The organism is Acholeplasma granularum ATCC 19168 (genome assembly GCF_000526235.1).
Taxonomy (GTDB): domain Bacteria; phylum Bacillota_I; class Bacilli_A; order Acholeplasmatales; family Acholeplasmataceae; genus Acholeplasma; species Acholeplasma granularum.
This window is the reverse complement of record NZ_JAFR01000001.1, coordinates 25,079-38,439: the sequence shown is the minus strand read 5'-3', so window position 1 is coordinate 38,439 and position 13,361 is coordinate 25,079. Positions and strand designations below refer to the sequence as shown.

Here is a 13,361-nt window from a genome sequence, read left to right as displayed (position 1 = left end):
ATCCTAAACCCTTCATGTTCATCACTATAATTTAATTAATTTATTAAATCTTTTTTATGCACTAGGTTTTGTTAAATAGAAATTGAACCAACCTTGTTTATTTGCTGTATTCCAACCATCACTTAGATAGCTTACAGGATAGGCACTACTTTCAGGTACTACAATTATATTATTTTGTTGTGTTTCTGTGACTGCTTTAGCTAAACCTGCTAATCTTACTGGTTTATCAGCATAGAAGGTTTCATATATTGTTTCACTATCACGAGGAATAAATCTCATGAATATACTATCAGCTGCTGGAACTGTATACTCTAATGTTATTCTTGGACCCCATTTAGCAGTTGTAAGTACTCCAGCCGTATCTTCTAAACGTGGATAAATCATTGCAGAAACTATAGGAGTAACTGCGTTTTCATATAATTCTAAGTAATTTGCATTACCGTAGTTATATGCATCTACTGTCTTACCAGTTGTAGTTGCATATCCTAATGATTCTTTAGCTGCATTAAAGTATTCTACTCTAATACCTACACCATTAATTGATTGTCGGTAGTTTGAAGATCCTGGCGTACCATAACCTACAAGTTTTGCACGATCTAATACACCATCAACATAGACTTCTTCTTCTTTATTAGTTACAACCCATTCGTATTTGAAGAATACACTGCCTGCTGGAGCTGTGGTATCCTCTGAAACTTCAAAATATGTTTCTTGGTCTACTTTTTGAATTTGTACTGCACGATTATCAATTGATGTATTAAATCCAGCCCATCTACTTGCTGCAGCTTTTGCTACTGGTTGACCTAAACCGTCTACTGCATTATATGCAGATGTATTATTATGAATAAAGTATTGAGGTCTAACAGGGAAAACATCAACATCTGAAGCAAAATTCCAAGTTGCTTTAAATTTATCAATGCTTAAGTTTGAAGAATTTGGTCCAAATATTTGAGAATTTACAGTTTCATCTTCAATAATTTCGCGTGGTTCAGTATTTGGAGTATGAGTAGCCTCTAAAGACCATGGATACGCATTAACTACCCAAATAATTGCACTAGATAATGGTTCAATTATATAATCTTGATAAATATAAACGCCTGATGACATTGCAAATGGTTCAACAAATGCAAGATTTGGATCTGCATTTAATGCTCTTGCTGTATCTGCAAACACAATTCTATGTCCTTTTAAGTTATATGGTTGTGTTGTATTATTAAATACTTCAATAAAGTCATTAGATCCCATGTCACCACCAATTTCAGTAATTAGTAGTGAAGGTGCTCCAGCTATTGGTGCTGTAAGTGCAAAATGTTCAACGCCACTCATATCAATACCTTCAACAAGTTTAGTTGGAATTGATGTATCACGAGGATCTAGGACTACGCTAACTTCAAAAGGCGTTTCACCATTAGCAGAAATTAAAGTAAATTCATATACTCCTGGTTCTAAATTTTGAGCGTGTAGAAATGCTCCAAATATAGTCAACTCTTCGCCATCAAGTTCATAGTCAAGGAATTCTTCTAATACAATTTCTCCATACTTAATAGAGAAACTATCAACGCTTGCTGTAGTTAAATCTACAGATGCTGTAACCAAAGCATCAATTGCACCAGGCATCCAGTGATGAATAAGGCCAACAACTATAGGTGCTTTATCTTCAGCTACAACAGTTACTTCAAATGTTTTAGTAAACGTTTTATATGTAACTGAAATTGTTACTGTATCAGCTTTGGTACTATCAAAACCAGTTACTGTGTACTTAGATTTGTCTAAAACTTCTTCTGAATCATCATCAAACTTAACTTTAACAACTAATCCTGTATCATCAAATGTTTCATCAATGAAATATTCAAGTTTAGTTGGATTTGTAAGTTCAATTCCGACTTCTTGTTTTTCAACTACTAATGCTTCAACGGTAACTTTAAATGTTACTGTTTTACCATCATGTGTAACGGTTAGAGTTTGCTCCCCAAGTTTGTTTTTATCATAACCAGTTACTGTATAATTAGAGCTTGCAACAACTTTAGTTGTATCATCGCTATATTTAGCCTCAATCACTAAACCGCTTAAGTCTAAATCTTCTGCTTGCGTATAAGTTGTCTTAGTTGGTTCACTCTTAACTACTATGCTATGTAATGTTGGTTCTACTGGTGGGTTTGTATCAACACACCCAACAAGTACTAATAACATCATCATTAGCAGACCTAATAATAGATTTTTCTTCATTTACTTCTCCTTTTTTTTATTCTAGATTATATAAATCTAGTTTAATAACTATTGTTTTTGATACTCTATCGTGTAGCGAGCGAGAATCTTTACTGATAAACATCATACATGTTGAAACTATGTAAGGTATGATTAATAATGTTTCTATAAAAGCTCTGCCTACTACCTCTCTTATAATTAATCTTGTTGGAGATACCTCTTCTAAATCATTTAATCTAACCACACCTATTCCAACTAATAGTTTGCCAATTGTTTGACCGTTACCTATAATTGCTGGAACTAATGTGAAGTATGCAATTTTAATACCTATCCAATAAATAATTGCTTTAAAGAATAACTCTAATACCATGTTTTTAAATGTATCTAAAAGTATTAAGTTTTCAAAATCGGTTGAATCAACTCCTAAGTTTTGAACAAATTTATCTAGTTCATTAAAAAGTGATAAAGTAACTAAGTACCAGATAACTACTATTAATAATAGATCTATAATATATGCACTTAATCGTCTAACTAGGTTTGCTGTTTCAAATGATAATTTATAGACTAAATCATCTTTACTAAAATCTATAGGATTTCCATCAATATCGTATAATTGATTATCATTTTCCATTTTATTTAACTCCATAGGACTTTAATGAAAATCCATTTCCTGATAAATCAAAATCATATTTAAATAATTTATGTTCATTCACAATTTTGTGTTTGCTTGCAACATAAATATCTGAACTGTTATAAAAAGGTGAATACAAGTCAAAAACAAATCGATTGTTTTCATAATCTAGGCCCATACGTCTTATAAATGATGCACCATATAAACTATCTTCTTCTTGGAAATTTGTAAGAAATTGAAATACTCTACGATCATATAAGCCGTCATTGTCATCATCTAAATAATCAATTCTTGAACTTGATCCATTGATGTGACCACTTATGACAAGTTTTATTTGTGGATATGTTTTTACTAATAAATTATATACATACTCTCCTGTGGAACTTCTTAATCCAGAACCACCCATATAGTTGTGTGATAATAAAACAAATATGTCATCAGGGTACTGTTCTAATACTGTTTTTGCATAATTTATATCGAGTATTGAAACATTTATTCCTTTAATGGATGAACCCCACCCTAAGTATAGAAAGGAATAATTAAGTCCGTTTATATTTAAACGATCGTGATGACTACGGTTGTTATCATAATTTGATTTATAAAAATCATTATGACTAAACACATTTTCACCTAAATTAGCATTCCAATATTCATAAATCAAATCTTCATCTAACGCTTGTGCTCCATTAATATTTTCAGATACACCACCAACATCGTGATTTCCGGATAGTACGCCAAAAGCTATGTTGTTTTCTAATAATGGATTAAATAAATATTGCATTACTTTTTCATATTCTACTTCTGCATTATTTAAAGTTTGAGTAAAGTCTCCGGTCATCATTGAATAGATGAGTTTGTTGTTATTAGTCTCACCTATGATGTATTCTTGCATTTTAGTTAATGCATCAATTGCAGCCTTACCTATACTTGAATCTTCTGCTTTAGCAATTTTTTGAGTAATATATTGAATATCTGTTAGGTGATATAAATACTCTGATACCGTTGATAATTTTTCTAGATTAACAGATACAACTCTAAATCTGACTTTATTTTCAACATTATACTGATTACTATTTTCGCTAAAGTCATAACCTAGGTTAAATAATGCATCATTAGGTGTTATATAGGTTGAAACTGTCTGCCAAACTTTATTTTCATTATTATAAATTTGTAAATATATGCTTCTATTAGGTAGTGATGTTCCTTCATAATTAAATTGTAGTTTATCTAAGTTATAATCTATTTCAAATCCAATCATTCCATACTCGCCAAATGGCGTTAGGAAAGGATTTTCATCACTTAAGCTAACCTCTTTACCAGATTTAAAATCAATGTTTAAGTTTGATATAATTCCATAGTTATATGCTGTATAGTTATGGTTATTTTCGATTAAATCAGTTGCTTCTAACTCAAATTCTATTTCTTTAATTTCTTTAAACCCAAAATCATTGTATAAAACAACATTGAGTTTATGTTCTCCATTTGACCAAGCACCTTTAGTTAATTTCAAGTTATTTTCTATTTCGATGCCATCTAAATAAATTTGATGTTTAGTATTTGTATCATTTGTTACAGTAATTGTTTTTGTTTCATTAATGACTTCATTATCATTTATGTTTATATCGTACTTAAGATATGCTTGATTTGTTATGTCATAAGTTTTTCCATTAGCGTTAAAACTAAATGATTCTTCGTTATTACTTAATAATGCACCATATCTATTTAAATGCTTATCTGGTATATCAAAGGTAACTTGAATATTTTGTTGATATCCAAATCTAAATTCACTTCTTAAATCATCATTTCCCATTTTCAGAGATTCGTTTAAATACTCATCTTCTGAATATTCATTAGACCAAATTTGTTCATTATTTATAACTATGAATATATTTCTGATAAAAAAGTTGTCATAAGTACCAACTGCGTTCGTTCCACTTATAAAATTTAAAGTGAGCGAACCATTAATGATATTAGGACTAATAATTTCATATTTTGTTTTAGTAAACAATTCATAATCCCCACCCCTTTTTAACTCTAAGGGGTGGTTTTCATTTATTAATAAAATGTTTTGATAACCATCATCTAAATACTGGCTTTCAAAATGAATACTAACCTTTTCATTTGTTGTTTTATAGACACTTAACTTCTCATCATTTAACTTAATATCATCATATGATGAAACAATACCTATTTGTCCATTACCATAAACTAGCTCAAATTGTACTTCCTTTGCATTGCATGAAACTAAAATGATAACTAGGAAAAATAATACAATAATATTAAATTTGTTTGCTATACTTTTAAACATAATTATGGCCTAGTGATGTTTATTAATTTAATTTTTGTTGGAGCAGCACTACTCATTCTGCCTTCACTATAAATCTCATCTGTTCTCCAATTGATAAATTCCATACCATTTGCCGGATCTACTGTTAATAAAATTGTTTTTTCAACGAAACGATAAGTTGTAACATTTGCTGCTGCAAAACGCATAACTTCCATTTGTGCTGGTAGTAGATATTGTTGATATTTAGCAAGTTCTCTTAATGGTAATTGTAATTGCATTAAGCGTTCGCCAACAACAGGTGGTCTAAACTGTAATTCTACTGTATTATCCCAGCCCTTAACACCTGGGTTACCTGTTGCTAAGAAATCAATAAATTCCTGGCCTGGTGCAATTGATGCTAAATCTATTAACCCTAAGAAATTAATCTTAATAATTGGATCGAAATATTTCCAAGTATTAGTAAATAAATAGCCATCCACTACTTCATTGTTATCTTTTATTTCAATGACATTAAATATTTTCTTGCCATATATTAGATCTGGATCTTGTTGTTTTTCTGAGGTTAATTCTGAATATTTGTTTAATAAACCAATAGATGCACTGCCACCTTGATCATTAAATTTAGATATCTCAAGTGATCTTAAAAGTGTAGAATTTAGATGTGTATACCCTGTTCCTCCACCTGGAGTAATAATTGGAAACATTTCTTCAGTACCACCTTCTGGGCGAATACCTATAATTGCCATGTTTGTAGCTGCATATACTTCTATATCGCTATCTTCCATTTTCCAAAAAGCTTTAAAGTCATCTGTTGTTTGGTTAAATGCACCAGTTCTACCATCACTATCTTTATAAACAACTTCTGTTGTAAATGGTTTATTATAAGCACCAGTTCCACTTCCAGCTGTCCAGTAATATGGTTTTAACCAAATAAGAATAATCGATTTAGCTGGTATATAAACATCTTCATCAATTAAGGAATTAAATAAGAAACCTGTAGCTATTGCTTTATTACCAACTCTAACATCTGCATCTTCTCCGTTTTGTCCTTGTAATGGATTAGCTAAAGATATTTTATGGTTTTTCAAATTATATGGTTCTTCTGTATTGTTATAAACCTTAATATATTCAAAACCAGACATCGTTTCATATTGGAAATAATGATATGTATCTAAGACTACACCTAATATAAGTAAGTCAGGTGCATCCTCTATAATTGCAATATCAGTTGCATCTTCTAAAAGTTCAGTTGAAGGAAGTTGCATTTTATATTCAAAAACCTCAACATCATCTGCTTCTTTTTTAAGGACAACTAATGTAAATATCTTAGTTTTAGTATGTTTACCCTTAGTTAATGTTGCTGTTAGTTCTACGGTCACATCAAATAAAAGTCTTGTAACATTTCCACTAGTATTAATAACTGTTGGTTCATCAGAATGCCAACTAATTGCTACACCATCCATTTCTGAAGGTAGTTCAAAACTAGTTGTTACAGCATTTAAGTCTTCAACTGGCAGTTCTAGATTTTCTTCTACTGCTGTAACTGCTTTTAAGTCTTCATCTTCCGGAATATTAGTTTCTCCACAAGAAATTAACAGTAAGGATAAAATGATTGTCGTTAGTATGATATAAATTTTTTTATTCATAACTATTTCTCCATTCTTTTTAAAATTCTTTTGTAGTATCTATCAATGTTGATTAATCGACCGTGATTAATTCTTGATTCTTCTGCTGCAAAAGCCATCACATGAGACTCAATTGACATACTCAATGTTGAATCAAATGGTTTGTCATATAGATATGACTCCATGAAATTCTTAACAAATCCTTCATCAGAACCTCCGTGTCCACCATACCCTTTTTCGATTTTAAATATTTCTTTTTGTCCACCAAATGGCCAAACTTCTATTTCATTTGTTGCTTCAGTTGCTCTAATTTCTCCTAATTCACACATAATTTTTAATGATCTGTGAATAGTGTTTGTAAATGCACTTAAGTTGAAAGTAGCATGTACGCCTCCATCAAATTCTAATATGGTTACTTGATGATCAACTACATTATTATCACAATCAAATACGCATCTACCATATTTACTCGTACTTAATTCATTCTTCAGACGTTCTGCTGATGAATTGTCAAATACGACACTTCTAATTTTATTTCCACCATAGATTGCTTCTGCACTATATGGACCTTCATCTTTACATTTATCAATATTATCTTTGGTAAAATAGTTAAGACTACCCATAGAAGATATTCTCTTACAATGTTTATCACCTAATAAATAAAGTAAAATATCCATATCATGACATGATTTTGCAACAATAATTGGTGCAGCAATATCGGTATTACGCCAGTTACCTCTTACATAGGAGTGTGCAAAGTGATAATATCCTATATTTTCATTGTGTTGTATATTAATAACATTTCCTAGTACTTTAGAATCTATTACTTCTTTTATCTTTCTAAAGAATGGAGAGTGTCTTAAAACATGACATACAGCTACTAATTGATTCGGATATTTTTCTCCTAACTTCCCGATTGCAATCGTTTCTTCCAAATTAAGACTAATTGGTTTTTCTAATATAATGTCATAACCAAGTTCTAGTGCAGAAATTGTCGGATCATAATGCTGTGTGTCAAGAGTTGCAATTATAACGACATCACTTAATCTAGGTAATTTTATAAAATCTTCAAGTGAATTAAATATTTGATCATTTTTTAAATTATAAGTTTTACGGTACTTTTCTTGTTGGATTTTATCTGGATCAAACACTGCTACAACATCATAAAGACCTTTATAATGTCTTTCCAACATTTCAATATATGCTCCGGCACGGTTTCCTGCGCCAACAATACTGAAAGTAACCTTATCTGTCGGTTTTGATATTCTCATATTAACTATTCGTATCTAATATATATTGAACACGTTCGGCTGTTTCTTTTAGAACATCATCCAAATTCCTAGTTGCATTTTCATAGAAAATACCTTTAACATAATTTCCAAAATCAGTATCAGCAAGTGCTTTAGCACGTCCAATTGGTACCTTAATTCCTGCAGGTGGAACAAATACCATTAACTGAATGACTCTATCTAATAACGGATTAATTTCTTTATGTGCGAGCCAAGCATCCGTTTGAGTAGATGATCTAGTAGTAGTTAGATATCCAGTTTCAATTGAATATCTTGCACTTTGTTCTGGTGCTTGCAACCATCTTAAGAATTCAACTGCAGCAGTTGTTCTAGCTTTTGATTTGTTGTTGAAAATAACAATACCACCGCCACTTTGATTTGAATAAAAATCAGTTACTTTTGGATGAGGTAGAACATCTACTTCAAAACCAGGTCCGCCTTCAGGACCGTTTTTACTGATAATATCAAATAATGTTCCAATAGCTGATGAAGAACTAAATAGCATACCAGCATGACCAGATGTGAACTCACCTTGAATTCTAGTGCCATGATTAGGATCTAATACTGGATTCTTCATAATGTCGTCTTTGACTAAATTTTGCCAGTATTCTAGTCCTCTTCGTCCATATTCATTATTAAATAATTGTTGAGTTGCATTTTCATTATATACAGGTACACCTTGCGTATACATCATTTCATAAAGTGCCGGTCCTGATGCTGCTAATCCGTAAACTTGTTGTTCACCACTTGAATCGCGCATTGCTTGAGCTAAATTTCTCATATGCTCCCAAGTCCAGTTTGAGTTTTCAGGATTTGCAATAATTTCTTGAACTGTTGGTACATCTAGACCTGTTGCTTCAGCCATTGTTCTGTTTAGTAATATGACATTACTTGCAGCAAAGAATGGATAGCCTACAAATACATGACGATACATAGCAAACTGAAGGAAGCCCTCATAAACATCTCTAATATCATCATATGTAAATACTTGTCTCATATCTACTACATTTTCATGGTATAAAGCAAATGATGAAACACCCACCATAGCTAATTCAGGGTTTGTATTAGATATGAGTGCAGATTGCAGTTTTGAGTTTTGATTCACATATCCACCTTGGAAGGATGCGTTAACTTTAATCCAAGAATTAGGATATGTTTCTTTTTGATATTGGTTAAACTCATCAATCATATTAGCAAGTGCAACACCGTGAATATCAACAGCTGAATTTGCTGACCAAAAATCTATTTCAATGGGTGATGTTATTTGATGTCCTTCATCATACACATCCCATACTTGATCAGTATAGATTTCTCCGTTATCACTTTCTTCTATATACTCATCACATGATATTAATATAAGTGATGTCATAAATAGTGTAAGTAAAATTATTATCTTTTTCATTAACGTTCAACCTCCTTAATGGTTTCAGTTACTTTAGTTTTCGTAAATATATTTTTGATTTTACTAAATAAATTACTTATAGGACTATTTTTTTTACCACCAAAATTAATTTTACGTCCACCTATCATCGCTCTTTTCATTTGCGAGTTAGCTAAAATATACATAACTAATATTGGTGCAAGTTGCATCATATTACCAGCCATAACGATGTGCCATGGTGGTACAATTCCGTCAGCCTTTAATAGACCTCTTACTGCTACTGGCAGTGTTTTTAATGCCTCTGAGTTTGTCATAACTAATACCCAATAGTAATCATTCCAGTTAGAAATAAATGTTAATAACAAATGCGTTATAAATACAGGAAATATCATCGGAACCATAATTCTTAACATGATTGTTCTGTTTTTAGCTTTATCCATTCTAGCTGAATCTATAATTTCTTGTGGAATTGTTTTAAACTGATTGGTGAACATATAAATACCAAACATAGAGATTAATGATGGTAATACTAACCCTGTCCATGTATCTACTAATCCTAATTTAGAATAGAAGAAATATACAGGTATTAATGTTGCTTCTGCAGGTAACATCATCCCTAATTGTTTAATAGCAAATAGTAATTTATTACCTTTAAATTTCATCCTTGCAAATGCATATGCAGCAGGTACGATAAAGATATATTGTAACCCCATTACCAATACAGCATATGTAATGGAGTTTCCTAAATATGTACTAAATTTAGCTCTATTCCAAGCTTCAAGATAGTTATTCCAGTGGAATTCATTAACCCATAATCCTGCATCAAATAAAATGGCTTCAGCTTGACTTCTAACAGACATAATAAACATCCATACGAATGGGTAAATAAATGAAACACCTACCAATAATATTAAAAGATAGTTTATAATCTTTAAAATATATTGGATTCTTTTTTTAACTTTCATTCCCTTTAACTCTTTTGGAGTTAATTCTTTTATAACAGGAGAATAAGCATTAAAATTCGTTTCATCAGGAATACTATTAATAATTTTTTTTACATCATCATATTTATTCATTAATATGTAACCTGCTTTCTAAAGTAACGGTAATTTACGAATGTAAATGAACCGATTAAAATTGTAAGTATAATCGCACCAGCCATAGCGTTACCATAGTTGTATCCAATTCTACCAACCTTATAAATCCAATAACTAAGAACCATTGATGATCCCATTGGTCCACCATTTGTCATAATTTCAATTGGTGCAAATACTTTAAATGATGCAATAAACTTTGTAACAAAGACAAATGATAATGTTGGCATCAATAATGGTAGTGTCATTTGGAAGAAAGTTTTAGTTTTAGTAGATTTATCAAGCTTAGCTGCCTCATAAATATATCCTGGAATTGCTTGTAATCCTGATATTATAATTAATACATAATATCCAATATCTTTCCAAATAGTAACAAATGAAACACTTATTAAAGATGTATTTTCTTGGATTAACCATCCAGGTCCTTCAATTCCAAAGAATGCTAATGCTTGGTTTATAATCCCTGTTGGATGAAGCATCGCAATCCAAAGAATTGATATTGCTACAAGTGATGCAATATGCGGTGTGAATATCATAGTTTGTGCTAAGTTGTGGATTCTAGTATTTCTAGCTAACCATGCAGACATTGCAACAACTACGATTGTTAATAATATGACTGTGACAAAAGCATACCATAATGTGTTACCAAATGCTTTTTGAAACTCAGTGTCTAGATTAATAATATTCTTAAAGTTATCAAATCCTACGAATCTAGAGCGATCTAATCTGGTTAGATTAACTCTAAAAAATGAAGCAATAATCATAAATAGGAATGGTAATATTGTAAAAAATAGTGATCCTACTGTTGCTGGAAGTACATAAATATACGCAGGGTTTATTTTAGAAAAAACTTTCTTCTCATATTTATCAAATGTTTGTAAAAATCTAGATTTTTCGTGGTCTTTGACAAATTTTTGATTTGTGCGATATACCTTTTTATCTTCTTTTGATAATGAATTGTAGTGATTTTTATTTTCTAACTTAACTTTTTTAATTTCTTGAAAATGAATTTCTTTTGATCTTTGATATGACTTTTTTGCAGAAATTATTTCTTGTTGTAGACTAGTTTTCTCATCGTTATATTCTTTTTTAAGTTCTTTTAGTCTTTTGTTACAAGATTTAATAATAGATTTATATTCATATTTCTTAAATTGATTAATGGTTAAATTAGTTTTATTTAAATCAGAATATTCATGATTTTTATCTTTGTAATAGGTTTTTAGATTCGATAATTCATTGACATATTGCTGTTTTTCTTTATTGATATTGTCAAAAAGTTCTGTTTTTAATAAATTTATTTCATCATTTAACTTAAGATTTACGAGTTTAGTTTCTATTTCATAAAACTGTTTATACCCTGCAACAAAATTTTCTTTTTTAACCTTTGCATCAATTTCATTATCTTTGATAGCTTTATCATATCCATCCAAAACTTTATTATAATTTACTTCTACCTTTAACAAATATAACCTTGCATTAGTCTTTTTTTCATTTAATGCAAATTTAAAGTTTGTTTTTAATTCTTGAACTTGATTATTATAATTAGTTTTTATTTTTCTGAAATGGTCTCTCTTATTTTTATTTAAATCTTCAAGATTAGCTTTTGAGGTAAGTTTTTTTTCAAGAACATGCTTTCTTTTATCGTAATAGTTATGCTTTAATTTTTCTATTATCGACTCTGATTTTTTTTGCTCTTTAACAATTTCCTTTAGGTGATATTCAATTTTTTGATATTGTTTAAAATTATAACTTGACTTCCATAATTCTAAATTCATCATAAATATTGTTCACCTCCGCTTCATCATAAATACGTGCTTCGTTTTCATCAAATGCATAAATGTCACGTTTTCTAATTAATATTTTAGCAACGCTACCCATTTCTTTCATTTCTTTTTCAGCATCTTTAATATAGATATGATCTTTACCAAAGTTAATAAAATATAGTTTTTCTGATCCGTGATTTTCTACTGCTACAATACGCGCTTCGATAACTACATCATCTTTACCAACAACTAAGTCATCTGATAGAAATTGGATATTACGGGGTCTAAACCCAATGTGTTTGTTAGATCCTAATTTAATGATATTCATACCCGGATCACCAATAAATTTAGCAACAAAAACACAATTTGGTTCATCGTGTATTTCTGTTGGAGTACCTGTTTGAATAACTAATCCTTCATTCATTACAACAATATGGTCTCCCATTGTCATCGCCTCAATTTGATCATGCGTAACATAAACAAAGGTCGTATTTAAATTTTTATGCATTTGTATAATTTCTGTACGCATTGTAGAACGTAGTTTAGCATCTAAATTAGAAAGTGGTTCATCCATTAAAAACACTTCAGGTTCCTTTGAAATGGCTCTAGCTAAAGCTACTCTTTGTCGTTGACCGCCAGATAAGTTTGCTGGTCTTCTATTAGCATATTGCTCAAGGTTTACTAGTTTAAGAACATTTTTAATTCTTTTATTGATTTCATAATCTGGAATTCTTGCATTCTTTAATCCAAATTCAATATTTTTCCAAACAGTTAAATGGGGATATAAAGCATATGTTTGGAAAACCATTGCAATCCCTCTATCTCCTGGTTCTAAATGTGTGACATCAACATCACCAATTGTAATATTTCCTAAAGTAATAGTTTCTAGTCCTGCAATCATTCTTAAAAGAGTGGTTTTACCACATCCTGATGGACCAACTAAAACTGTAAAGCTTTTATCTGGTATTTCTAATGAAATATCATCAACTGCTCTAGTCCCTTCAGGTAGTAGACCCTTCTTTTTGGGTTCTCCATATATTTTAGTTATATTTGTTAACATTATTTTTGACATATATACTTTCTTTC

Annotated in this window: 9 protein-coding genes; all 9 read right to left on the bottom strand. The window is 30.5% G+C overall.

What is annotated here, in order from left to right; translation table 11 throughout:
* Nucleotides 1–54: 54 nt before the first annotated feature.
* The 9 genes from G324_RS0100140 to G324_RS0100100 are packed head-to-tail and all read right to left on the bottom strand — an operon-like array spanning nucleotide 55 to nucleotide 13,347.
* On the bottom strand, nucleotides 55–2,226 hold the full coding sequence (locus tag G324_RS0100140) for a bacterial Ig-like domain-containing protein (RefSeq protein ID WP_025724383.1): 2,172 nt from the start codon (nucleotides 2,224–2,226) through the stop codon (nucleotides 55–57).
* 16 nt (nucleotides 2,227–2,242) lie between these two features.
* The gene (locus tag G324_RS0100135) at nucleotides 2,243–2,836 is read right to left on the bottom strand and encodes an RDD family protein (protein ID WP_162146759.1); all 594 of its coding nucleotides are present in this window, start codon (nucleotides 2,834–2,836) and stop codon (nucleotides 2,243–2,245) included.
* 1 nt (nucleotide 2,837) lies between these two features.
* Complete coding sequence (locus tag G324_RS0100130) at nucleotides 2,838–5,144, bottom strand: metallophosphoesterase family protein (protein WP_025724381.1); 2,307 nt, start codon at nucleotides 5,142–5,144, stop codon at nucleotides 2,838–2,840.
* A gap of 2 nt (nucleotides 5,145–5,146) precedes the next feature.
* On the bottom strand, nucleotides 5,147–6,769 hold the full coding sequence (locus tag G324_RS0100125) for an immunoglobulin-like domain-containing protein (protein ID WP_025724380.1): 1,623 nt from the start codon (nucleotides 6,767–6,769) through the stop codon (nucleotides 5,147–5,149).
* A 2-nt stretch (nucleotides 6,770–6,771) separates the two neighbouring features.
* Complete coding sequence (locus G324_RS0100120; protein WP_025724379.1) at nucleotides 6,772–8,019, bottom strand: Gfo/Idh/MocA family protein; 1,248 nt, start codon at nucleotides 8,017–8,019, stop codon at nucleotides 6,772–6,774.
* A gap of 1 nt (nucleotide 8,020) precedes the next feature.
* On the bottom strand, nucleotides 8,021–9,439 hold the full coding sequence (locus G324_RS0100115) for an extracellular solute-binding protein (protein ID WP_025724378.1): 1,419 nt from the start codon (nucleotides 9,437–9,439) through the stop codon (nucleotides 8,021–8,023).
* Complete coding sequence (locus tag G324_RS06940) at nucleotides 9,439–10,494, bottom strand: carbohydrate ABC transporter permease (protein ID WP_025724377.1); 1,056 nt, start codon at nucleotides 10,492–10,494, stop codon at nucleotides 9,439–9,441. Before G324_RS06940 ends, G324_RS0100115 begins: the two co-directional genes overlap by 1 nt.
* Nucleotides 10,494–12,290 carry an ABC transporter permease subunit gene (locus tag G324_RS07525; protein WP_025724376.1) on the bottom strand — a complete coding sequence of 599 codons (1,797 nt, stop codon included), beginning with the start codon at nucleotides 12,288–12,290 and terminating at the stop codon, nucleotides 10,494–10,496. Before G324_RS07525 ends, G324_RS06940 begins: the two co-directional genes overlap by 1 nt.
* Nucleotides 12,256–13,347, bottom strand: coding sequence for an ABC transporter ATP-binding protein (locus tag G324_RS0100100; protein ID WP_025724375.1), 1,092 nt, complete (start codon nucleotides 13,345–13,347; stop codon nucleotides 12,256–12,258). Before G324_RS0100100 ends, G324_RS07525 begins: the two co-directional genes overlap by 35 nt.
* Nucleotides 13,348–13,361 lie beyond the last annotated feature (14 nt).

Coding starts and splice junctions, on each gene's coding strand:
- G324_RS0100140 (WP_025724383.1), bottom strand. CDS start 2,226: ATGAAGAAAAATCTATTATTAGGTCTGCTAATGATGATGTTATTAGTA.
- G324_RS0100135 (WP_162146759.1), bottom strand. CDS start 2,836: ATGGAAAATGATAATCAATTATACGATATTGATGGAAATCCTATAGAT.
- G324_RS0100130 (WP_025724381.1), bottom strand. CDS start 5,144: ATGTTTAAAAGTATAGCAAACAAATTTAATATTATTGTATTATTTTTC.
- G324_RS0100125 (WP_025724380.1), bottom strand. CDS start 6,769: ATGAATAAAAAAATTTATATCATACTAACGACAATCATTTTATCCTTA.
- G324_RS0100120 (WP_025724379.1), bottom strand. CDS start 8,019: ATGAGAATATCAAAACCGACAGATAAGGTTACTTTCAGTATTGTTGGC.
- G324_RS0100115 (WP_025724378.1), bottom strand. CDS start 9,439: ATGAAAAAGATAATAATTTTACTTACACTATTTATGACATCACTTATA.
- G324_RS06940 (WP_025724377.1), bottom strand. CDS start 10,494: ATGAATAAATATGATGATGTAAAAAAAATTATTAATAGTATTCCTGAT.
- G324_RS07525 (WP_025724376.1), bottom strand. CDS start 12,290: ATGATGAATTTAGAATTATGGAAGTCAAGTTATAATTTTAAACAATAT.
- G324_RS0100100 (WP_025724375.1), bottom strand. CDS start 13,347: ATGTCAAAAATAATGTTAACAAATATAACTAAAATATATGGAGAACCC.